At 56.2% G+C, this 22,883-nt stretch carries 15 protein-coding genes; 6 read left to right on the top strand and 9 right to left on the bottom strand.

The window, feature by feature from the left end; genetic code table 11:
* Positions 1–8: 8 nt before the first annotated feature.
* Positions 9–698: a DUF1573 domain-containing protein gene (locus GURA_RS17315; protein WP_011940216.1), complete on the bottom strand. Its 690-nt coding sequence runs from the start codon at positions 696–698 to the stop codon at positions 9–11.
* A 130-nt stretch (positions 699–828) separates the two neighbouring features.
* Here GURA_RS17315 and hpt point away from each other — a divergent pair, with 130 nt between their 5' ends.
* Together hpt and GURA_RS23020 are read left to right on the top strand one after the other, a co-directional pair.
* Positions 829–1,371, top strand: coding sequence for a hypoxanthine phosphoribosyltransferase (gene hpt, locus GURA_RS17310; RefSeq protein WP_327049719.1), 543 nt, complete (start codon positions 829–831; stop codon positions 1,369–1,371).
* A gap of 19 nt (positions 1,372–1,390) precedes the next feature.
* Positions 1,391–3,073 carry a DUF3426 domain-containing protein gene (locus tag GURA_RS23020; RefSeq protein ID WP_011940214.1) on the top strand — a complete coding sequence of 561 codons (1,683 nt, stop codon included), beginning with the start codon at positions 1,391–1,393 and terminating at the stop codon, positions 3,071–3,073.
* 398 nt (positions 3,074–3,471) lie between these two features.
* Here the strand turns inward: GURA_RS23020 and GURA_RS23700 are convergent, their stop codons facing one another.
* Positions 3,472–3,648, bottom strand: coding sequence for a 4Fe-4S binding protein (locus GURA_RS23700; RefSeq protein WP_456152161.1), 177 nt, complete (start codon positions 3,646–3,648; stop codon positions 3,472–3,474).
* 247 nt (positions 3,649–3,895) lie between these two features.
* Here GURA_RS23700 and GURA_RS17300 point away from each other — a divergent pair, with 247 nt between their 5' ends.
* Positions 3,896–5,161, top strand: coding sequence for an acetate kinase (locus tag GURA_RS17300; protein WP_011940213.1), 1,266 nt, complete (start codon positions 3,896–3,898; stop codon positions 5,159–5,161).
* 158 nt (positions 5,162–5,319) lie between these two features.
* Here GURA_RS17300 and pta read toward each other — a convergent pair whose 3' ends face one another.
* The 7 genes from pta to GURA_RS17265 all read right to left on the bottom strand — a co-directional run bounded on the left by pta (position 5,320) and on the right by GURA_RS17265 (position 17,240).
* Complete coding sequence (gene pta, locus GURA_RS17295; protein WP_011940212.1) at positions 5,320–6,321, bottom strand: phosphate acetyltransferase; 1,002 nt, start codon at positions 6,319–6,321, stop codon at positions 5,320–5,322.
* Between the two features lie 131 nt (positions 6,322–6,452).
* Positions 6,453–8,447, bottom strand: a complete 1,995-nt coding sequence (locus tag GURA_RS17290) for a methyl-accepting chemotaxis protein (protein ID WP_011940211.1) — start codon at positions 8,445–8,447, stop codon at positions 6,453–6,455.
* 484 nt (positions 8,448–8,931) lie between these two features.
* Complete coding sequence (locus GURA_RS17285; RefSeq protein WP_011940210.1) at positions 8,932–10,146, bottom strand: molybdopterin molybdotransferase MoeA; 1,215 nt, start codon at positions 10,144–10,146, stop codon at positions 8,932–8,934.
* A gap of 200 nt (positions 10,147–10,346) precedes the next feature.
* Positions 10,347–12,335: a cache domain-containing protein gene (locus tag GURA_RS17280; RefSeq protein ID WP_011940209.1), complete on the bottom strand. Its 1,989-nt coding sequence runs from the start codon at positions 12,333–12,335 to the stop codon at positions 10,347–10,349.
* 4 nt (positions 12,336–12,339) lie between these two features.
* Entirely contained in the window at positions 12,340–13,707 is a 1,368-nt protein-coding gene (locus GURA_RS17275; protein WP_011940208.1) for a sigma-54-dependent transcriptional regulator, read from the bottom strand.
* A gap of 129 nt (positions 13,708–13,836) precedes the next feature.
* The gene (locus GURA_RS17270; protein WP_011940207.1) at positions 13,837–15,852 is read right to left on the bottom strand and encodes a cache domain-containing protein; all 2,016 of its coding nucleotides are present in this window, start codon (positions 15,850–15,852) and stop codon (positions 13,837–13,839) included.
* Entirely contained in the window at positions 15,852–17,240 is a 1,389-nt protein-coding gene (locus tag GURA_RS17265) for a sigma-54-dependent transcriptional regulator (protein WP_011940206.1), read from the bottom strand. Before GURA_RS17265 ends, GURA_RS17270 begins: the two co-directional genes overlap by 1 nt.
* A gap of 412 nt (positions 17,241–17,652) precedes the next feature.
* Here GURA_RS17265 and fdnG point away from each other — a divergent pair, with 412 nt between their 5' ends.
* From fdnG to nrfD, 3 genes are read left to right on the top strand one after another with little or no spacing between them, the layout of a single operon-like run.
* Complete coding sequence (gene fdnG, locus GURA_RS17255; protein ID WP_011940205.1) at positions 17,653–20,685, top strand: formate dehydrogenase-N subunit alpha; 3,033 nt, start codon at positions 17,653–17,655, stop codon at positions 20,683–20,685.
* The gene (locus tag GURA_RS17250; protein ID WP_011940204.1) at positions 20,682–21,527 is read left to right on the top strand and encodes a 4Fe-4S dicluster domain-containing protein; all 846 of its coding nucleotides are present in this window, start codon (positions 20,682–20,684) and stop codon (positions 21,525–21,527) included. Before fdnG ends, GURA_RS17250 begins: the two co-directional genes overlap by 4 nt.
* Complete coding sequence (nrfD, locus tag GURA_RS17245) at positions 21,524–22,735, top strand: NrfD/PsrC family molybdoenzyme membrane anchor subunit (protein ID WP_011940203.1); 1,212 nt, start codon at positions 21,524–21,526, stop codon at positions 22,733–22,735. Before GURA_RS17250 ends, nrfD begins: the two co-directional genes overlap by 4 nt.
* Positions 22,736–22,883: the final 148 nt, after the last annotated feature.

Raw genomic sequence — 22,883 nt, 5'->3', positions numbered from 1 at the left:
CCATCTGCTTATTTTACTGCTGACGCATACAGCGGGACCATGATTTCACTTTTTTGCGGGTTATCGGTGGTAATGAACAGGTAGCCGCTCAACATGCGGTCTTCAGCGCGAGGGGTGACAGTGACGTCAATAACGCCGGACTCTCCCGGTTTTAACTGATCTTTCCTTATCCTGGCCACTACCTGCGATATGGGGGATTTGGCAGAAACAAGTTTTAACGGCCTGTTGCCCCTGTTGGTCACGGAGATGGTTACTTCTTTGGGGGTGCCGATCTTTGTCTGGCCAAGGTTCAACTGGCGCGGTGCAATCTGGATTTCCTCCGTTATGGAGCCTGTCAGGGTAAGGGTAACGGCAGGACTCTTGGGGTCATTGGTGTCGATGAAGACCGTTTTACTTACCTTGCCGAAAAAATTGGTCGAATCAAAGGTAATCTTGATTTCACCGCTTTTGCCCGGCTGGATTACGGGGGAGGATGCATTTGCTGTGGTGCAGCCGCACGAAGGCCTTACCCGTTGAATAGTGAGCGGCGTGTCGCCGGAATTTCTGATGGCGAAAACATGGTTCACTTTTTTCCCCTGAGGGATGGTACCGAAACTGAAGTTAGGCTCATCGACGACCAGTTGCGGTGCAGCAAGGGCTGACGCTCCGCTGAGAATAATTAAAAAGAAGGCTGTGGTTATTGCCGAAGACAGTTTCATGGTAAGCTCCGCAAAAAAAATTGAATATTTCTAACCATTGATATTTATAGCATAAAAAGCCGGTAAAGGTCTATAATGATTTGACACTCCCGCCCTTAATCTGTTATAGAAAAATGGAAAAATGGTAAGTATGAAGCGGGTTTATAAGGTGGGTGAGGGGATGGACCGTCGTTTGCTTTACTCTGAAAAACGTATTGCAGATGAGGTGCAGAGGCTGGCGAAAGAGATTTCCTCCTCATACGCGGGTGAAGAACTGCTCATGGTTGTTGTCTTAAAAGGGGCTTTTTTCTTTGCTGCTGACCTCGCCCGACAGGTTCAATTGCCGCTGACCCTCGATTTTATCAAGCTTAGCAGCTACAGCGGCATGGAGAGCACTGGTCGAGTGACCATAGCAAAAGATCTGGAGACCTCCATTGCCGGCAAGCATGTGCTGGTGGTTGAAGACATAATCGATACCGGGTTAACCCTTGCGTTCTTGCTGGAAAGGCTTTGGGAGAGAGAACCGAAAAGTCTCAAAGTCTGTACCTTGATTGACAAACAGGGGCGTCGCCGGGTAGAGGTAACGGCTGATTACGTCGGGATTGCCTGCAAGGGCGGGTTCCTCGTCGGTTACGGGTTGGACCTGGATGAAAAAATGAGAGAACTGTCGCAAATCTATGAATTCATACAATAATCTCCGCGTGGAGGTATAAATGGTACTACAGTGTGACCAGTGCAAAACCAGGTTCAGGTTGGATGATGCAAAGATAAAGGACGGCGGGGTCAAAGTCCGCTGTTCCAAGTGCAAGCATGTTTTTGTCGTAACTAAAGAAGCCCCCCAGGAAGAGGCTGATTTCGATTCGATTCTGAGCAACCTGGGTTCAACCGTGCCTCCATCGCAACCGGTCCATTCGGCAGAGTTCCCCCCGCCGCTGCCGGTCAACGCCCCTGAGCAGCAAGAAGCGGATCCATTTGCCGCAAGCGAGGAAGTTGCTGCTCGCGCTCCAGAGGGTATTTCCGCAGAGGCAAGCTTGGCTGCTGAACGTGAGCCAACGCCCGCTGAGGATGACGATTTTGGACTTAGTGGATTCGCGTTCAATGATGAGTCGGTTGCAACACCACCGGTCGATGTCACTGTTGATGTCGCTCCATCCGCAACTGATGCAGGTTTTGATTTCGACTCTTTTGCTTTTGAGCCAGGTGAAGACATCCCGGGCGTGGCGCCTGCAAGCCCGGGAAATGATGCCGCTGCTGAATTTGACGCCGATAGTTTTGCCTTTATTGCAGGGCCTGGTGCGGCGGAACAGGATAATGCTCAGGAAGAGGGTGCTGGAATGTTTGAATTCCCCCCCGTTGGCTCGTCGCTGGACGAAGAGTCTGCGGAAGGGGTGCCAGCCGCAATAGCTGAAGAGTTCTCCCTGGGTTTTGAAGAGGATGAGGTACGGGGAGCGGCTGAAGCTGAAAACGAAGCCCGGCATGCCTTTTCTGTCGACAGTTACATTCAGGAAGAGCAGCCCTCCGATTTCGTCTTCACCGATGCCGAGCCCGGGCTGTCGTCTATTGATCCTGGCGAAATCTCATTACCCCCTGCGGACGAAAACATCACGCCGAAAGAAGATGGGTCAATCGAAGCAACAGAAAACTTCGACTTCGGGTCCATCGATTTTGGTGAGGTTGCTGCACCAACTGCTGTCGAAGAAGCAAAAGGGCCCGTGGAGTCTGTTGGCGAAACAGATTTCACTATTGCTGCTCCAGAGGAAAAAGTATCGGCTTTCGTTCCACCTGCCATCGATTCAGCGGCGACGGAAGAGGAGCTCCCCCCGCTATCGATATCTTCGCGGCGCAAGGGAAGTTCCATCTTTACGGTTGCGGTCCTTGCGATTTCCGTTCTGGTTCTCCTGGTCCTGGCCGGCACGGGGTTCTTCTTTCTTAAAGACGGTCCGACGGCATTTAACAAGGTCGGACTTGGCTTTATGGCCAAATGGTTTGGCGTGAAAGCTGCCGAAGAGGGGAGCATAACCGCAAAAAATCCGGTCGGGTCATTCATTACCAACAAGGAGGCGGGAGAACTTTTCATCATTTCCGGTGAGGCGGTGAACGGTTTCAAGAAGCCACGGGCGACCATTCAAGTGAAAGCGACGCTTTTCGGCAAAAACGGGGCTGCGGTTGTGCAAAAAAGCGCATATTGCGGCAACCAACTCTCTAAAGAGCAGTTGGCCACCTTGTCGATGGCAAAAATTGAGGCGGCCATGAATAACCAGTTTGGCGATTCTCTTTCCAATCTTGGGGTTCAACCGGGGAAAGGGATTCCTTTTGTGATCGTTTTTGCCAATGTGCCGAAGGATATCGTGGAGTTCGGTGTGGAGATTGCCGGCTCAACCGTGGCCAGTCAGTAGTGGCAACGTCCAATCTGTCAGACGCAAAGGCCGGTGCTTACCGGCCTTTTTTTTAACAAGGTTACTGCGCGATATCGTCTTGCGTGGCGGCATGAACCCAAAAACGGCAGTTAGCCACGAATAAACACGAATAAACACGAATGTTTTTAACCTCTTGTTAAGTCTTGAGTAGTGAGTGTCTTCTACATCACAAGAGCTTGTATATTCGTGCAAATTCGTGGCTAAAATGCTTTTTATAGGATGAATGATGAGAAATCGGCGCAGCAGTGCAGGTTGATGCGTTTAATGTCGGAAATTTGGAATGGGAACAACCGGAGGAAATGGGGTAGTGCTGATGAGGTAAGGAAATCAGCCGGCACCGGAAGCACCGGCTGAATCAATCCTTGCTATGGCCGGGATTAGGCGTGAATTGCATTTACTGGACAGGTATCCACACATGCCCCGCAATCAATGCAGGTATCAGCTGAGATAGTCCTTTTGTTGCCAGCTTCACTGATAGCATTAACAGGGCAGGATTCGTCACAGGCACCGCAGTTGATGCACTCGTCGGTAATGGTATGAGCCAAGGTATTCACCTCCTTTTTGTTAATTTTCAATTAGTTGTTTGATTTTCGTAAATTACCATAGACGATAAAAAATGTCCACAAGAAAGCTTGTTCTATAATTGCTATATTATGTAGAAAAAATCTTGAACTGAGAGCCACTCTGCTGTATTATAAAAAGCAGTTTTATTTACGTTAAAGTTTTTCTCGTCTTTTTTATCGTAATGGAAATAATCGGTTGTCATCTTTAGGTTATTTGTTTTTCAGGGAGATATAAAACATGGATATACTCGCCCTTAACTGCGGTAGTTCGTCGGTAAAATACCAATTGTTCGATTGGGATAAAAAGGAAGTCATTGCCAAGGGGATGGTTGAACGGGTTATCATTGGCGACTCTTTTATCATGCACGAGGTTCCCGGACGTGAAACCTACCGGGAAGAATCTGAGTGCCCTGATCATCAGGTTGCCATAGACCTTATCATCAGGACGCTTACCGATCCGGAGCATGGCGTTTTGAAAGACATCAACCAGATTGCTGCTATCGGCCACAGGGTTGTTCACGGCGGGGAGAAGTTCACCTGCTCAGTGATGATCGATGAAAACGTTCTTGATGCCGTTAAAGAGGTGCAGCATCTGGCGCCGCTGCACAATCCGCCGAACATTGCCGGTATTGAAGCGGCTCAGGCCATTCTGCCGAATGTTCCCCAGGTGGCCATTTTCGACACGGCATTTCATCAGACCATGCCGGAGCATGCCTATCTCTACCCGCTTCCCTACGAATGGTACGAGAAATACGGTGTTCGCCGCTACGGTTTTCACGGGACCTCCCATCTTTACGTTTCCAAACGGGCGGCGGTTTTGCTGGGTAAATCCCCTAAAGAGACGAATATCATCACCATGCATATCGGCAATGGCGTTTCCCATTGCGCAATAAATAACGGCATATCCATCGATACCAGCATGGGGCTTACCCCCCTTGAGGGTGCGGTTATGGGAACCCGCTGCGGCGACATCGACCCGGCCATTCCTGCCTTCATGATGCAGAAGGAGAACCTGTCCGCCAAGGAAATAGACAGCATCCTCAACAAAAAGAGCGGTGTTCTGGGGATCACCGGTCGCTTTACAGACCGTCGCGAGGTTATCGAGCACGCGGCAAATGGCGACAGGCTGTGCGTACTGGCCCTGGATATCGAGGCCTATCGCCTGCGCAAGTATATCGGTTCGTATATGGCTGCCATCGGAAGGCTTGACGCCGTGGTCTTTACCGCCGGTGTCGGCGAGATGGGGTGGCCGATCAGGGAGAAAACCATCGAGGGGCTGGAACATCTCGGCATCAAACTGGATAAGGAGCGTAACAAGTCCGCCATGACCAGGAAACGGGAAACCCTCATCACCACCGACGACTCGCCGGTCAAGGTCTATGTCATTCCCACCGACGAGGAACTGGTCTTCACCGAAGATGTGGCGGCCATTCTGGCCGGTACCTATACCGACCACATGCACTTCGAGTATTCATTCTCACGACCTGATTTCGTCAGGAAGTGATGATGCGGTGGATGGTAGATGGTAGATGGTAGATGGTAGATGGTAGATGGTAGATGGTAGATGGTGAATGATGAAACAAGAAAGGCCGGCGGGAATCCCCGCCGGCCTTTCTTGTTTTTGTCATTACCATCTACCGCCGACCATCGACCGCCGACCGCTTAACCCTGCGCCTGCACCGCCGTGATGGCTGCTACGTTAACGATATCGTCCACCGAACAGCCGCGCGACAGATCGTTTACCGGTTTTGCCAGCCCCTGGATGACCGGTCCGATGGCTTCGGCGCCTGCTACCCGCTCCACAAGCTTGTATGCGATGTTGCCCGCATCGAGATCGGGGAAGATCAGGACGTTTGCCTTGCCTGCCACCGTGCTGCCCGGGGCTTTCTTTTCGCCGACTTTCGGCAGGAGCGCCGCATCTGCCTGCAATTCGCCGTCGATCTGGAGAGCGGGATCGATCCCCTTGGCAATTTCAAGCGCCTTGAGTACCTTGTCTATGTCGGCGTGCGCAGCGCTTCCCTTGGTGGAAAAGGAGAGCATGGCGACACGGGCGGGAACATCGAGGAATGATGTGCAGTTCCGGGCTGTTGCTACGGCGATTTCCGCCAGGGCCTGGGCATCGGGGTTGGGGTTGACCGCGCAATCGGCGAAGAGCAGGATGCCGTTTTCGCCAAAATCAGGGTTTTGGGTAACCATGAGGAAAAACGAGGAAACGGTTTTGATGCCCGGGGCGGTGCCTACCGTCTGAAATGCCGCCTTGAGCACGTTGCCGGTGGTGCCGGTTGCTCCGGCCACTTCGCCGCCGGCGTCGCCCATTCGTACCATCATTCCCGCGTAATAGAGGTTATCTTTGTCGGTCAGCAGTTTTGTCGCCTCTTCTTTGCTGAGGCCTTTGCTCTTGCGCAGTTCCACAAGTTCGTCGACATAGGCGTTAAGCTTGGGGGATGCCGTCGGATCAAGGATTTCCACACCGGCAAGATTCACCCCTTTGGCTTGCGCCGTTGCAGAAACCTCAGCCGGGTTGCCGAGCAATATGATTTTGGCCAAACCTTGTTCCACTATCTTTTGAGCGGCAAAAAGCATCCTCTCATCATAGCTTTCCGGCAGAACTACAGTTTGCAGGTTTTTCTTGGCCTTTGCCTTAATCTGCTCCATCAGATGCATATTCATTTTCCCCCTTGCAGGTTTTATAAAACAAGATTTGATTTTATAACGCAAGAGCGGGGGCTGGTCAATAAAAAAAGCTTGTTTATTGCGTGCGGCCGGCGGCGCGCCAGTTGATGTTTCGAGAAAGGTTATTTCATTAGATTACTGCTCTCGTTCTTGATGTCGTCGAGGAGACGGCTTATCTCATCGGAGAGCGCTTCGATTTCCGTGTAGAGCCGCTGGGATTTTGCCTTGTCTCCCGAATTACACGCTGCCGCAGCTTCTTTGGCCAACGCATGGATCTTCTCATGGGGGACGGCGACGGTCTTGTAGCTTTTTGAATTGGCGCAGGTCTGTCGACCTTCCGTCTCATACCATTTGCCGAACCGGCATGTATGGTGGTCGGGCATTTGAGAGACGTCCATTTTTTTTCCGCCGTTCATGCAGTCGCCTAGCTTGTTGACGAAGATCCGGTGGTCAGTTTTCGCCATGTCAAGCATCTGCAGGGCGCTGACGACGGTTTTAAAGCCGGATGTGCTGTTTCTGATCTCCTCGTCTATGTGGCTCAGCCTGTAGACTGCCTGGGTCACTTCTTCGGACATTTTTTCCATCTGTACCGCTGCGGCGGAAGTTTGTTCGAAATTCTGCGCCAGCTCCTCCGTTGTCGCCGACTGTTGCTCGATGGCAGTGGCAATCTGGGTTATCTGGTCGCGGGCATTCTGCACTGCATCGACGATATGATTGAGGGTGCTTCCCACCTGTTTGATATAATCAGTTGCCATGGTCACTTCGCCGGAGGCTTCGGCCATGGAGTTGGTCGTCTGCTCGGATTCTTTCTGCACGGCGCCGATCTTCTTGGAGATCTCGGCGGTTGCCCTGATCGTCCGTTCCGCCAGCTTCCTTACCTCATCGGCAACGACGGCAAATCCCCTGCCGTGTTCGCCGGCACGTGCCGCTTCAATGGAGGCATTCAGGGCGAGAAGATTTGTCTGGTCGGCGATATCATTGATAACGGTGACGATATCGCCGATTTCGGAGACGCTGGAACTCAATTTTTCAATCATCTGCTCCAGATCTACCGTGGCCCGGAAAACCCTGTCAATGGTTTCGACCGCCCCGTCTGCAACCTGCTTGCCGCTTGCTGCCGTCTTCATGGCATCGGCTGACGTGTCTGCGGCAGTGGCTGCGTTCCGTGCCATGTCGTTGATGGTATGGCTCATTTCCTCTGCGGCCGTGGCGATGCCGGTGGCTTGCATGGACTGTTTCTGGGCGGCTCCTGCCGTCTGCTCGGACTTGGTCTTGACCGTATCGACGACCTGCACCACGTTGTTGATCGAGTCGAAGATCTGATTGATCATCTCGTTGAGTGAGACGGCCATCTTGTTGATGTCGCGGGCGAGCATGCCGAACTCGTCATTTCCCTTGGCCTCGATGGATATGCGGAGGTCGCCGTCGCTGATCAAGCCGATCTTGTCCGTAAGATCCGTCAGGTTCCTGGTGATGTTTTTGGCGACAATCCAGGACATGGCCAGGATCATGAGAAACACGGCAAAAGCCACGAGCGCATACTGACGCGATTTGCTCCAGAACAACGCATCGAGATCATCGAGGTATATGCCGCTGCCGATGATCCACCCCCACGGCTCGAAGCCCTTCACGTAAGAGACCTTGAGCACCGGTTTGTCGAAGCCGGGCTTCGGCCAGAGGTAATAGACGAAACCGGCTTTTTTCGCCTTGACGGTTTCAACAAACTCGACAAACAGCTTCTTTCCCTCGTTGTCCTTGAAACCGGACAGGTCTTTACCGTCCAGTTCCGGCTTGTAGGGATGCATGACCATGGTTGGATGCATGTCGTTTATCCAGAAATACTCCTTATCTTCGTAGCGCATGGTTTTGATGACGGCAATGGCCGCGGCCTTTGCCTCTTCCTGCGATATCTTGCCGCTTGCTGCAAGCCTGTAATAGTAATCGAGGGTGGAGTAGGCGGTTTCCACCAAGTGTCGCGTCTTGAGGGCCTTTTCGTCTTTTAAATCGGTCTTGAGCATGAAGAGGGACATGGCGATGATCACCACGATGCCTGCCAGTGCGCTGCCGATTATCAACCACAATTTCTTTCTGACTTTCAGATTGTTCAACGACAGCATAAAATCCCCCCGTTGCTTTCCGGCAAACTATTCTTGTTCATGGTGTTTTTGCACTTAATGTCCTGCGAGACAAGACATTGCTAAACTTTTCGGCTTAAGGGGGAGAAAATTAAATAAAATTTCAGGATGGGGTAAAAGCGGTCGGCGGTCGGCGGTCGGCGGTCGGCGGTCGGCGGTCGGTGGTCGGTGGTCGGTGGTCGGTGGTCGGTGGTCGGTGGTCGGTGGTCGGCGGTTTATGAAAAATGAAGGGGTAACTATTCAGCATATCCCGGGAGCGTAGGCTTCCAGCCTGCGTTTCAAGCGGGTTTATCGCTTGAACATGTGTTCAGTTCAAACTTATCAGGCTGATGAAACTTCGCCTGAAGGCAGGCAGGATGCCTATCCTCCGACGTCAAAACATATACGCTGAATAGTTACTCTTGAGGTAATCGTGAAGCTGAAAAATGTTTTTTTGAATCAATGAGTTGCCTGGCATTTTGCTCGGCTACCCTTCCTCCATCTCAAAATCACGGTTGAGAACATGAACGTCCACCAGTTCACCTTTGGCAAAAAAACCCTTCTCCGGCGGGAGAAAGGCAAACCCGTCGGCCTGGACCATGGTTCTCAGGATACCGGTGCTCTGGTCGCCGAAAACGCTTGCCTGGTAGCCGTCGCTGCCTGCTTCCAGGCGGACCCGGAGTAAATGCAGCCGCCCCGTCTTTTTCCTGACGTCTTCCTTGAGCGCCGCTTTCACGGTCGGCTTTATCACCCGTTTTCTTCCCATCATCTTCAGCAGTGCCGGTCTGACGAATTCTTCAAAGGTCATCATGGTTGAAACCGGGTTGCCGGGGAGAGAAAAGACCGGTTTGCCTGCATTGAGGCCGAAGGCGGTGGGGCGCCCCGGCTTGATGTCCACCTTCCAGAACAGCTGCTGCACACCCAACTCTGCCAGGACCTCACGGACCAGGTCCCGGTCCCCGGCAGAAACGCCTGCCGAGGTGATGAGGGCGTCTGCATTCAGCCCTTCCCGGAGCAATTGCTGGTGGCTGGCACGGTTATCCCTTGCGATGCCGATGATGACCGGTTCGCAGCCGATTTCCCTGACTGCCGCCGCCAGTGAAAGGGTATTGCTGTTGATGATCTGTCCCGCCGATACCTGTCCTCCCAGTTCGACCAGTTCATCGCCGGTGGAAAGAATCGCCACCCTGGCTTTGCGGTAAACCGGCACAAACGCTGAGCCGAGGGAAGCAAGCATGCTTATTCCCGGGGGGGCGATGACGGTGCCGGCAGCAAGTACCGTGTCCCCGGCTTTGACATCCTCACCGGCAAAACGGATATGCTGCCCTTTTTTTACCTGGCTGTGAATCTTTATGAACTGTTCACCTTCTTCCGTCTCTTCGAACGGCACGACGGCATCGGCTCCCGGCGGGATCGGAGCGCCGGTCATGATCCTCACGGTGCAGCCGGGGTCGACGATGCATGTATCTGTCGCTCCGGCCGGGATATAACCGGTAACCCGCAGGGTAACCGACGTCTGGCAATCTTCGCTGCGCACCGCATAACCGTCCATGGCGGAGTTATTCCAAAGCGGCATGTCCCACGGGGCTTTGATCTCATCTGCCAGTATCCGGCCGATGGCATCGAGGAGCATGACACGCTCGGTGCCGACGGGACGGACGCTGTTCAGAATGATGCTGCGGGCTTCTATGAAAGTGAGCATGATGGAACCTCGTTGAATTGTCGAGTGGGAACGTCAGGAGGATTTTACACGCAACCACTCAACGATTCAACCACTCAACAAACTATTGATAATTTTACACCGACCACCGACCACCGACCACCGACCACCGACCACCGACCACCGACCGCCGACCGCCGACCGCCGACCGCCGACCGCCGACCGCCGACCGCCGACCGCTTTTATCTCTGCTTCACCGGCAGCACCACCCGGAACATGCTCCCCTTTTCCGGTTCGCTCCGCACCTCAATTCGCCCGCCATGGTCCCTGATAATTCCGTAGGAAACCGACAGTCCCAGGCCTGTACCGCCTGCCTTGGTGGTAAAAAACGGGTTGAAGATCTGCTCCAGGTTTTCCAGGGCTATGCCGTTGCCGGTATCGGTCACCGTTATCTCGCATTTCCCCGCCTCGCTATCGATTCCCGTGGTGATGGTCAGATCGCCGCCGCCGGGCATGGCCTGGACGGCATTTATGACCAGGTTGATAAACACCTGCCGCACCTGATCGCTGTCCCCTTCGATCTCCGGAATATCAGGGGCATATTCTTCCCGGATGTTGATTCCTGAAAGCGGAACCTGATGGCCGACCTGGCTGAGGATTTCCCGGAGCAGCCGGTTGATGAAAACCGTACCGAGATTTTTCTGCTCCTGACGGGCGAATTTGAGAAGGTTGGCGACGATCCGTTCCACCCTTCCCATCTGCTGGAAAATGGTGTCCACTTCCTCCCTGTTGTCGGCCTCGGGAGGGATGGACATCTGCAGCAGTTCAGTGTTGCCGCGGATGATGGCCATGGGGTTGTTGATCTCATGGGCTACCCCTGCGGCCAGTTCGCCGATGGCGGCCAGTTTTTCGGCCCTGACCAAATCCTGCCGGGTTTTGACGAGGAGCTGGTTCTTTTCTTCCAGTTCGGCCGTCCGCTGCTGCACCTTTTGCTCCAGGCCGCGGTTCAGCTCCCGGATGTCTTCTTCCCGCTGCGTGAGCGTCCGGGTCATTTCATTGAATTGTCCCGCCAAGTCGCCGATCTCGTCCCTCGTATGAACCCGGATCTGCACGTCCCGCTCTCCGGAAGCGACGCGGCGCGCCATGTTTTCCAACTCCCGGATCGGCTTGGCCAGGCGCGTGCCGATGAAACCGGAAACGGCAAAACCGATCAATGCGCCCAAAAGGAGCACGCCGCTGAAGATGAAGCCCAGCTTGAACTTGATGGCTGTGTAAGGTTTTTCCAGCATCCCCACGTAAAGGCAGCCAATCGGCACCCCTTCCAGGGAGAGGATTGGCTCGTATGCGGTGAAATACCAGTTGTTGACCACAAAGGCCCCGTCTATCCATTTCTCCTTGCGCAGAATGACGCGGTTGTAGACCTCTTCGGAAAGGCGTGTTCCTATGGCCCGATTGCCCTTGGAGTTAAGCACATTGGTCGCGATGCGGAGATCGCCGAGAAAGATGGTTGCGCTTCCCACATCCTTGCCGTCGGACTGCACCCCTTCGTAGACGATGTTTTTGATCTTGTCCACCAGGGTCGTGTTGTTGTTCAGCAACACGCCGCCGACCAGGGTGCCGATGATGTTGCCCGCCTTGTCTCTCACCGGCGCAGCCGCAATGAGCATCATGCCGGCCCGCTCGATAGTTTCCGTTGCCGGCCTGGCATGGGGGGTCGTTACCGCCGGCATGGTTGCCTGGCGTGCCAGTTCCGCCCCTTCAACAGCCATCTCTGCGGGGGGGATGATCGATGTGCCCGTGACGATCTCCCCTTTGAGCGCCCGTGTCACAAACTGGCTCTTTGATCGGTCGTCACCGAAGGCTGCGGGGTTGTTTGCCCTGTATAAAACCTTGCCGGTGGCGTCCAGGGCCATGAAGACATCCAGCTTTTCGGCTGTTTTCAGCGGGGTAAGGATGGCGGCGATACCGCTTGTGTTGCCCGTGGTCAGGGCATCGGCGGTATAGGGGGCCGTGGCGGTGAATTTCACCACGTCGCGAATGTGACCGATCTCGTTGAGATAGATTTCGCGGGCGGAGTTGAGGTCGTTGCGGACCTTGTCCTGCGCCTGGCTGACGATTCTGGAGTTGAGAATGAAGACCCCGGTCAGCCAGCAGAAGAAAATGGCGACCGAGAGGGGGATGAGGGTGGCAAGGGTCAGTTTCGCCTTTATGGGGAAGCGCATGGGGGGCATGGGCTTACTCCACGGGTGTCTTCAGCCCGTATTCGACGATCTTGCGGTCGAGGGTCTTGCGGGAAATGCCGAGGATTTCGGCGGATTTGCTCTTGTGGAAGCCGGTTTTCGCCAGGGTCCGCTGGATGTGCTCCCGTTCCACGTTCTCCAGGGAAACGAACCTGTCGTCCATCGGTTGGACCGGGTCCGCCTCCTTCTTCCACATGGGGAGGTTTTCTGCGCTGATGGCCGGCCCGCGCGCCAGGATGACTGCGCGCTCGATGACGTTTTCCAGTTCCCTGATATTGCCCGGCCAGTTATAGTCGATCATGAGCGTCAGCGCTTCGGGGCTGAAACAGCTCACCTCTTTTTTCATCCGCTGGGCATATTTTTTCAGGAAGTGGCCGGCGATGGGCTCGATGTCCTCTTTCCGGTCCCGCAGGGGGGGGAGGTGGATGGTGATGACGTTGAGGCGATAGAACAGGTCTTCCCGAAACCTCCCTTCTTTGACCTCCTTTTCCAGATCCTTGTTGGTGGCGGCCACGAACCGGATGTCCACGGTTTTCGAGCGGGTCGAGCCCACCGGGATGAAGTCCCGCTCCTGGATGACCCGCAGCAGCTTGGCCTGGATGGGGAGGCTCATGTCGCCGATTTCGTCCATGAAGAGGGTGCCGCTATCAGCCTCCTCCAGAAGCCCCTTCTGGGCCGTGACGGCGCCGGTGAAGGCTCCCCGGACGTGGCCGAACAGCTGGCTTTCCAGCAGGGTGTCGGAAAGCGCCGCGCAGTTGATGGACAGAAACCGGCGGGTTTTCCGCAGGCTGTTGTGGTGGACCGCTCCGGCAATCAGTTCCTTGCCGGTCCCCGATTCTCCCTGAATGAGGATGTTTGCGGAACTCGCCGCCACCTGGAGGGTGAGTTCGTACACTTCGCGGAACCGGTCGCTTTTGAAGATGATCGTGTCCGATGGGGACGGCTTGCCGAGCTCTTCCTTGAGAACCTGGTTTTCCTTGATGAGCAGTTCCCGTTCCAGGGCGTTTTCCAGCACTCCGAGGATCTTTTCCTTGGGAAACGGTTTGGTGACGTAATCGTAGGCACCCAGTTTGATGGCGTCCACGGCAGAATCGATGGTGCCGAAGGCGGTCATGATGATGACCGGCAGGGCCGGGCGGAGCTTTTTCACCCGTTGCAGTACCTCGATGCCGTCCATATCGGGCATCCGCACGTCCTGAATGAGGAGGTCGGCATGGGCGGCCTTGCCGTTTTCCAGGTAGGCGAGCAGTGCGGCGCCTCTGTCGAAGGTCTCCACGTCGAAACCCTGGCTGATGAGGAGCTTGCGCAGGTACTTGAGGATTCCCTCTTCGTCGTCGCAGATGAGGATGGTTGTTTTTGTCATGGGAACAGCACCTGAAATCGGTTAATGAAAAATGTATACGAGGGACAAAATGATACATAGTCGGACAAGGCTTGGCAAGACAACTTTTTCGTGTGGCTGTGAAGCCTTGCAGGGCAGGGACTGACGTGTTCAGGCCGTACCGTTGGGGTGGGGCGGGATATCGGCTGTCTTCCCCGGCAGAACCACCCGGAACGTGGTTCCGGTCTCTGGGGAGCTTTCCACGCTGATGTCGCCGCCGTGGTCCTTGATGATGCCGTAGGAAACCGAAAGCCCCAGGCCGCTACCCGTGGCTTTGGTGGTGAAAAACGGCGTGAAAATCTTTTCCCGCTGATCGGGACCAATGCCGCTCCCCGTGTCGGCGACCTCGATACTGTAGCCTGCTTCGTCGGGGAGGATTCGAGTCGCAAGTGTCAGCGTGCCGCTCCCCTCCATTGCCTGGACGGCATTGAGGATGAGGTTGGTGAAGACCTGGCGCAGCTGGTCGCTGTCTCCGCTTATGGTGTCCAGATCAGGAGAATAGTTCCGTACGATCCGGATATCCGCCAGCGTTGCCTGGAACCCTATCTGGCTGACGATGTCGTTCAGAAGGGCATGAATGGCAACGCGGCCCTGGTGCAGCTTTTTCTGCCGGGCGAACAGGAGCAGGTTCGACACTATTTTCGCCATCCGTTCGGTCTGACGGGAGATGATGTCGATTTCCTCCCGGTTCGGGTGGCCCGGGGTTATGAACATCTCCAGAACTTCCGCATTGCCCCGGATGATGGTCAGGGGGGTGTTGATCTCGTGGGCCACACCGGCGGCCATGATTCCAAGGTCCGCGAGCTTTTCCGCCCGTACGAGCTCCGCCTGGGTCTGGAGCAGAAGAAGGTTCTTCTCTTCGAGTTCCGCGGTCCGCTCCCGGACCTTCTGCTCCAGGGTGCGGTTCAGGCTGTTGATTTCTTCTTCATGGCGGGCCAATGCCCCTGTCATCTCGTTGAACTCATCGGCAAGGTCTTCCATCTCATCAGCGGTTTTCACCTCGATCCGCAGGTCGCGTTCGCCCACGGCCACCCGTCTGGCGAGCTTCTCCAGATCCCTGATGGGACGGGAAAGGTGGGCGCCGATGCCCCCCGACACCGCGATGCCGAGCAGCGAGCTGGCGAGGATGACGATGCCGAAGATGACGTTTACCTTCTTTTTCAGGGCTGCGTAGGGTTTTTCAAGCATGCCCACATACAGGGCGCCGACGGCTTCTCCCCGCGAGTCATGAATCGGTTCGTAGGCGGTGATGTACCAGTCGTTCACCACAAATGCGCGGTCTACCCACTTTTTACCTTCCTGGATAACCCGGTTGTACACCTCTGCGGAAAGTCTGGTGCCGATGGCCCTGGTGCCGCCTGCCGCCGGTACGTTGGTGGCGATGCGCGTGTCGCCGAGGAAGATGGTGGCAGTTCCCACGTCCTTTCCGTTGAACTGGACCCCCTCGTAGACAATCTGCTTGATCCGGTCCACCAGGGTATTGTTGTTGTTCAGCAGGATAGCGCCGTACAGGGCGCCGATGGGCCTTCCCGATGCGTCGAGCACCGGTGCGGCCGCAGCCAGCACCATGCCTGAGCGCTCAACGTCCGCCTGTCCCTGGCGGGAGCGGGGTGTCGGTACGACGTTGATGGCGGCCTGTTTCGCCAGCTCTTTCCGCTCCGCGGCCAACTCGTTGTGGGTGAGGGTAGTTGTTCCGTTGATCGGAATTCCCTGAAGCGCCGACCGGACAAAGCCGTTGGAAGCAATAACGTCGCCCGAGGCAGCAGGGTTGTGCGCCCGGTACAGGACCCGGCCGTTCCGGTCCACGACCGTCAGAATGTCCAGATGTTTTCTGCTCTGAAGGGAGCTGAGGAGTGCGGCCAGGCTTCGCCGGTCGCCGGTTTCGACGGCCGCGGCGGCAAAAGGGTTGCCGGCGGTCAGGTCAACCAGTTCGTTGACGTGGGACAATTCATTCTGGTACACCTCCCGTGCTGCATTGAGGTCGGTCCTGACCTTTTCCTGCGCCTGGCTGGCGATCTTGGTGTTGATCAGGTACAGGCCGGTCAGACCGCAGAAGACAAAGGCGACGAACAGCGGCAGAAGGGAGCCGAGGGTCAGTTTGGCCCGTATGGAGAAACGACGGCGCATCAGTATTCGGACTCCTCTGCGGATGATCGCGCCTCGTCCAGGTCATACTCCTCGATTTTCCGGTCAAGGGTCCGGCGGGCAATGCCTAAAATCTTTGCGGTCCGGCTCTTGTTGTAGCCGGATTTTTTCAGGACATGGAGGATGTGCTCGCGTTCGACGGCTTCCAGCGGGACAAGGCGGTCGTCCTGCTTCGCCTCGCTGCGGACCGGCCGCTTCCACACGGGCAGTTCCTCAGCGGTTACCACCGGTCCGCTGGTCAGGATGACCGCCCGTTCGATCACGTTTTCCAACTCCCTGATATTACCGGGCCACCCGTAGGACTGCAGAAGTTGCAGGGCTACGGGGGTGAAGTCCGCGATGTTCTTTTTCATCCGCTGGGAAAATTTACGCAGGAAGTGCAGGGCGATTGGCGCGATGTCTTCCTGCCGTTCGCGCAGGGGGGGGAGGTGCAGGGTGATGACGTTCAGCCGGAAAAAGAGATCTTCGCGGAACCTCCCCTGCCGGACCTCTTCGTCCAGGTCCTTGTTGGTGGCGGCAAGAAAGCGGATATCAACGCTCTTCGGCCTGGTATCACCGACAGGAATGAAATCCCGCTCCTGGATGACCCTCAAGAGCTTTGCCTGGATGGCCGGACTCATGTCGCCGACCTCGTCGAGGAACAGGGTCCCGCCGTTGGCTTCCTCAAGTAACCCCTTCTGATGGGAAACCGCGCCGGTGAACGCTCCACGGACATGCCCGAAAAGCTGGCTTTCCAGCAGGGTGTCGGAGAGCGCGGCGCAGTTGATGGAAAGGAAACGCTTTCCCGCGCGCAGACTGTTGTTGTGTATCAGTCCGGCGATGAGCTCTTTGCCGGTACCTGATTCGCCGAGGACGACAACGTTCGCTTCGCTTTGCGCCACCTTCAGCGCCATGTCATAGACCGCGCGGAACGTGGCGCTGGTAAAGACAATGGAATCTGCAGCAGCTGGTTTGCCCAGTTCTTCCTTGAGGTTGGAGTTTTCCTTAAGCAGCAGTTTCCGCTCCAGCACATTTTCGAGCAGTCCGAAGATCTTTTCCTTGGGAAACGGCTTGGTCACATAGTCATAGGCTCCGAGCCTGATGGATTCGATGGCCGAACTGATGGAGCCGAACGCGGTCATCATGACTATGGGGAGTTCCATTCCCGAGGCCTTGACGCGCTGCAGAATCTCTATGCCGTCCAGGTCCGGCATCTTCACGTCCAAAAGCAGCAGGTCGCATTCATCCGCACCCCGGTTTCCCAGCCTGCGCATAAGCGCCGCTCCGGAGGTGAAAATCTCAACCGACAGCCCCTTTGCGGTCAGAATCTTGTTCAGGTAGCGCAGTATCTCGACCTCGTCATCGCAGATGAGTATTCGTGCCTTGTACATCACCCTTCTCTTCCCCGTTTTGCGCTGCGCAAATCCGGATTATTGTCTTTGGTTAATAACGTGGTCAAAATGTTACACTATTTGCAATAAATGCACAACGCTAGTTTATTTTAATGTATTCGTTTCTTTGTAAACACGAAGATTCGCTTTAAATTCAAATAGTTAAGGGTCTGCTGGTAAATGGTTTCTTCTTGAGATGTGTGGCACGTGGGTTGCTGTATACGGTAAGTTCGCAAGGGACACAAGGGCGCAACATGCGCCTTTCATATCTAATACCAATTCCAAATCAAGGCGCTATCTTCGTTGGCTCGTCTTCGGCTCCTCAACGTACGCAGTTGTACGCCTTCGTCGCCTCAATCCTCGCCGCCTTGATTTCATCCTTGATTTGAAATTGGAATAACAAGGAGGAATCATGGGTTTTTCACGAAGACAATTTTTGCAGGGGGGAGTGCTGGCTGCTGCCGGCGTGGCTCTTTCCGGCAAGCCGGGCGAGGCGAGCGTCGATTCCCCGGAAATGCGCACCAAGGGTTTGAAGGCTTCGACCACAATCTGTCCATTCTGCGCGGTTGGATGCGGTCTTATCGTTCACAGCAAAAACGGCAAAATCATCAACATCGAAGGTGATCCGCAGCATCCCATCAACCAGGGGGCGCTCTGCTCCAAGGGGAGTTCCCTGTTCCAGGTGGCCAACAACGAACGGCGCCTGCAAAAGGTCATGTACCGCGCCCCCGGATCCGACAAGTGGGAAGAGAAGTCCTGGGACTGGGCCCTCGACCGGATCGCGGCGAAGATGAAGGAGACCCGCGACCGGACCTTCAAGGCAAAAGAGATCAACAAGAAGGACAACAAGGAATACGTGGTCAACCGCAACGAGGGGATGGCTTTCCTCGGCGGCGCCGGACTCGACAACGAGGAGTGCTACCTCTGGTCGAAATTTGCCCGCGCCATGGGGGTTGCCAACCTGGAACATCAGGCCCGAATATGACACTCAGCTACAGTCGCCGGTCTGGCGGCTTCGTTTGGCCGTGGTGCCATGACAAACCATTGGATAGACCTGAAGAACAGTGATTGCATCCTCGCCATCGGCTGTAACCCGGCCGAGAACCACCCCATTTCCTTCAAATGGATTGAAACAGCCATGGATAGCGGCGGCAAGCTGATAGCCGTCGATCCCCGTTTTACCCGGACAGCAAGTAAGGCGGACATCTATGCCCAGATCCGTCCCGGCACCGACATCGCCTTCCTCGGCGGGATGATCAACTACGCATTGCAGAACAACCTGACCCATGCGGAGTACGTGCGGGAGTACACCAATGCCGCGTTCATCGTCTCGGAAACGTATGACTTCGAGGACGGCCTCTTCTGCGCCTTCGACGACCAGGAAAAGTCCTACGACCTGAAGTCCTGGGCTTATCAGACCGACGGGGCGGGGAACCCGAAACAGGACAAGACCCTCCAGAATCCGCGCTGCGTCTATCAGCTGATGAAGAAGCACTTCTCCCGCTATGACGTGGACAAGGTCTGCGCCATCACCGGGACCAGGAAGGAAGACTACCTTGCCGTGGCCAGGGCGTTCTGCGCCACCGGCCGTCCCGACAAGGCCGGCACCATCATGTACGCCATGGGGATCACCCAGTCCACCCACGGCACCCAGAATGTCCGCGCCGTGGCCATGCTCCAGATGCTCCTGGGGAACATCGGCATTGCCGGCGGCGGGGTAAATGCGCTGCGTGGTGAGTCCAACGTCCAGGGCTCTTCCGACTACGGCCTCCTCTTCCACCTCCTCCCCGGCTACCTGAAGTCGCCGGAGTTCGACAACACCGATTTGAAGGCGTACCTGGAGAAGTGGACGCCGAAATCCAAGGACAAGAAGAGCGCCAACTGGATGGGCAACACCCCGAAATACACGGTGAGCCTCCTCAAGGCCTGGTACGGCGACAACGCCAAAAAGGAAAACGATTTCTGCTACGACTACCTCCCCAAGCGGAGCGGCAACTACTCCTTCATGAAGCTGATGGAAAAGATGGGGCAGGGTGGGCTGGACGGTCTCGTCTGCATGGGGCAGAACCCGGCAGTCGGCGGCCCTGATTCCACCAAGACCCGAGAAGCGCTAGGCAAGCTCAAGTGGCTCGTCACCGTCGACCTGTGGGAGACGGAAACCTCCATCTTCTGGAAGCGCCCCGGCGTGAAGCCTGCGGATATCCAGACCGAGGTCTTCATGCTCCCGGCCGCATCAAGCGTGGAGAAGGAAGGCTCGATCTCCAACTCCGGCCGCTGGGCCCAGTGGCGTTACAAGGCTGTGGAGCCGGTCGGGGAGGCCAGGAGCGACCTCTGGATCATCGACCAGTTCTACAAGCGGGTCAAAACCCTCTATACAAAGGGGGGGGCCTTTCCCGAGCCGCTCACCAGGCTTTCCTGGAACTACGGCAGCGGCCACGAGCCTGAAGTGCAGCTGGTGGCGAAGGAGATCAACGGCTACTTCACCAGGGACATGAGCATCAAGGACAAGGACAAGACCCTTGAGTTCAAGGCGGGCGACCAGGTCCCCATGTTCAAATACCTACAGGACGACGGTTCCACCGTCTCCGGCTGCTGGATCTACTGCGGCTCCTTCACCAAGGACGGCAACCAGATGGCCCGCCGCGACCTGACCGACGCTCCAAACAATCTGGGGCTCTTTCCCAAGTGGGCGTGGTGCTGGCCGGTCAACCGCCGCATCATCTACAACCGCGCCTCGGTCAACCCCGAAGGTATCCCGTTTAACCCGAAACGGCCGGTCATCGCCTGGGACCCGCTGGAGAAGAAGTGGAAGGGTGATGTCCCGGACGGCCCCTGGCCGCCCATGAAGGACGACAAGGAAGGAAAGTATCCCTTCATCATGGTGCCGGAGGGGCTCGGACGGCTCTACGCCCTGGACATGAAGGACGGCCCGTTCCCCGAGCATTACGAGCCGGTGGAAAGCCCGGCAAAGAACCAGCTTTCCAGCGTTCAGAACAACCCGGCGGTCAAGCTGCCGAAAAACGTTTCCAGCGACACAGCCAAGTTTCCCTACATAGGCACCACCTACCGGATGACGGAGCACTGGCAGGCAGGGGCCATGACGCGGAACCTTCCCTGGCTGGTGGAACTGGTTCCCGACATGTTCATCGAGATCAGCGAGACGCTGGCCAGGAAGAAGGGGCTTGCAAACGGCGACAAGGTGCGCATTACCACCGAGCGCGGCTCCATCGAGGCCGTGACCCTCGTCACTGCCAGGCTCAAGCCGTTCAATGTGGAAGGCAAGATGATCGAACAGGTGGGACTGCCGTGGCATTTCGGCTACGCCGGTCTTGCCAAGGGAGACAGCGGCAACGTCCTGACGCCATCGGTCGGCTGCGCAAACACGAGCATCCCCGAATTCAAGGCATTCCTCTGCAATATCGAGAAAGGGGGTAAGCGCTCATGAACAGCGATCTCAAGGAATTCAACAGCGCCGCGGCGTTTCTCATAGACATGACCAAATGCACCGGCTGCCGCGGCTGTCAGGTGGCCTGCAAACAGTGGAACCAGTTGAAGGGGGAGAAAACCCGGTTCTTCAACGGCGAGGGGTATCAGAATCCTCCCTCCATGTCCGAGTACACCTTTACCAGGATCAAGTTCCGCGATTACCAGAAAAACGGCCAGAACGAGTTTGCCTTCTACAAAGAGATGTGCATGCATTGCAATGAGCCGGCATGCGCCTCGGTCTGCCCGGTCGGCGCCTTCAAAAAGACCAAGGAAGGGCCGGTGGTCTACGATGCCAAGCGCTGCATCGGCTGCCGTTTCTGCATGGTGGCGTGCCCCTTCGGCGTCCCCAAGTACGAGTGGAGCAAGGCCTTCCCCCTGGTCAGGAAGTGCACCGGCTGTTACAGCCGGATCAGGGAAGGGCTGAAACCGGCCTGCGCCACCGCCTGCCCATCGGCGATCACCTACGGGCCGCGGGCAGAGATGCTCAAGGAAGCGGAGCGACGGATCGCCGCCCGGCCCGAGCGTTACCTGAAGAAGATTTACGGCAAGGAGGAAGCGGGGGGAACGAGCGTCATCTATCTCACCGCCCTGCCGTTCGACGAACTCGGCTTCAAGCAGGTCACCAAGCGTTCGCTCCCATCTTACACCTGGCAGGCACTACGGCTGGTGCCAGGGATATTCCTCACCGTCGGCGGTTCCTTGTCGCTCCTCTCCTGGTTCACCCACCGCAAGGAGCGGCTGAAAAAGGAAGAGGAGCAGAGACAGGCATCAAGCCATAAGGCGAAGGAGGAGAACCAATGACCGCTGCAAGACTTATCATCAATGAAATAAAGGGGTACCACCGCTTTCTCAAGTTCCTCATGGTGCTGGTCGGCCTCGGAGCCCTCGCCTCGCTGGTCCGTTTTATCTTCGGCCTCGGCGTGACCACCAACCTGAACGATACCTACCCATGGGGGTTGTGGATATCCTTCGACGTGGTCACCGCCGTGCCTCTGGCCGCCGGCGCCTTCACCCTCGGTGCGATCACCCACTGCTTCCATATCAAGAAGCTGGAGCCGCTGGTGCGGCCGGCCATCGTCACCGGTTTTCTCGGATACTCCCTGGTGAGCGTCGGGCTGCTCCTCGACCTGGGGCAACCGCAGCGCTGCTGGCACACCATGGTCTTCTGGAATCCCCATTCACCCATGTTCGAAGTATCCATGTGCATCATGGCCTACACCACGGTCCTCTTCCTGGAGTTCCTCTCGCCGGTCTGCGAACGGTTCGGCTATCACCTGCCGCTCCGGGTGCTCCGCACCCTGGAGATGCCCCTGGTGGTTGCCGCCGCGGCCATCTCCACCCTCCACCAGTCGTCGCTCGGTACCTTCTTCCTCATCGCCGTGGATAAGCTGCACAGCCTCTGGTACAACCCGCTGCTGCCGCTTCTGTTCTGGATTTCCGCCATCTTCAGCGGCCTTTCCATCATCATTCTCGAAGCGACCATGACCCATAAGTGGCTCGGCCAGGAGGACGAATCGGAACTCCTGGAAACCCTGGCGCGGATCATCCCCTGGGTGATCGGCGTCTATATCCTGGTCAAGGCCTATGCCCTCTTCTTCCTCAGCCAGGGGCCGTTCTTCGACCGGCCGGGGATGGTTGCCCTGTTCGCCGTGGAAACGATTGCCGGGGTCTTCGTGCCGTTCTTCATGTTCATGCGCAAAAAGGTCCGCACCGACAACCGGCTGCGCGCCATCGCCGCCGGGCTTTTGATCTTCGGCCTGGTGCTGAACCGCTTCAACGTCTCCATGTACGGCATGATCCACGACGGGCAGGTCTACATCCCGTCACTGGTCGAGACGCTCGTCACCGTCGGCATCATCGCGGCGGAGATACTCTTCTTCGTTCTCATCGCCAAGTATTTCCCGATCTTCGAACACCATCCGGAAACGGTGGACTATTCGATCCCCGACCACTTCCGCAAGATCGAGAAAGAGCATGGGGAGCATGGCAAGGTGGGGAGCGAGGCGTAATTGATCGATAGGCAATTCTCCGTAAAACCAAGTCCCCCTTTACGAAAGGGGGATTTAGGGGGATTTGCTTTTCATTGCAACCAGGAAAATCCCCCCTTGCCCTTTAGGCCCGCAGTCAGGGCCCCCTTTCTCAAAGGGGGGTAACTTC

Origin of the sequence: Geotalea uraniireducens Rf4 (genome assembly GCF_000016745.1) — a bacterium.
GTDB lineage: Bacteria > Desulfobacterota > Desulfuromonadia > Geobacterales > Geobacteraceae > Geotalea > Geotalea uraniireducens.
This window is presented reverse-complemented; position numbering and strand designations above follow the sequence as displayed.

Coding starts and splice junctions, on each gene's coding strand:
- GURA_RS17270 (WP_011940207.1), bottom strand. CDS start 15,852: ATGCGCCGTCGTTTCTCCATACGGGCCAAACTGACCCTCGGCTCCCTT.
- GURA_RS17290 (WP_011940211.1), bottom strand. CDS start 8,447: ATGCTGTCGTTGAACAATCTGAAAGTCAGAAAGAAATTGTGGTTGATA.
- GURA_RS17300 (WP_011940213.1), top strand. CDS start 3,896: ATGGATATACTCGCCCTTAACTGCGGTAGTTCGTCGGTAAAATACCAA.
- GURA_RS17275 (WP_011940208.1), bottom strand. CDS start 13,707: ATGACAAAAACAACCATCCTCATCTGCGACGACGAAGAGGGAATCCTC.
- GURA_RS17280 (WP_011940209.1), bottom strand. CDS start 12,335: ATGCCCCCCATGCGCTTCCCCATAAAGGCGAAACTGACCCTTGCCACC.
- GURA_RS23020 (WP_011940214.1), top strand. CDS start 1,391: ATGGTACTACAGTGTGACCAGTGCAAAACCAGGTTCAGGTTGGATGAT.
- hpt (WP_327049719.1), top strand. CDS start 829: ATGAAGCGGGTTTATAAGGTGGGTGAGGGGATGGACCGTCGTTTGCTT.
- GURA_RS17250 (WP_011940204.1), top strand. CDS start 20,682: ATGAACAGCGATCTCAAGGAATTCAACAGCGCCGCGGCGTTTCTCATA.
- GURA_RS17315 (WP_011940216.1), bottom strand. CDS start 698: ATGAAACTGTCTTCGGCAATAACCACAGCCTTCTTTTTAATTATTCTC.
- GURA_RS17265 (WP_011940206.1), bottom strand. CDS start 17,240: ATGTACAAGGCACGAATACTCATCTGCGATGACGAGGTCGAGATACTG.
- nrfD (WP_011940203.1), top strand. CDS start 21,524: ATGACCGCTGCAAGACTTATCATCAATGAAATAAAGGGGTACCACCGC.
- GURA_RS17285 (WP_011940210.1), bottom strand. CDS start 10,146: ATGCTCACTTTCATAGAAGCCCGCAGCATCATTCTGAACAGCGTCCGT.
- pta (WP_011940212.1), bottom strand. CDS start 6,321: ATGCATCTGATGGAGCAGATTAAGGCAAAGGCCAAGAAAAACCTGCAA.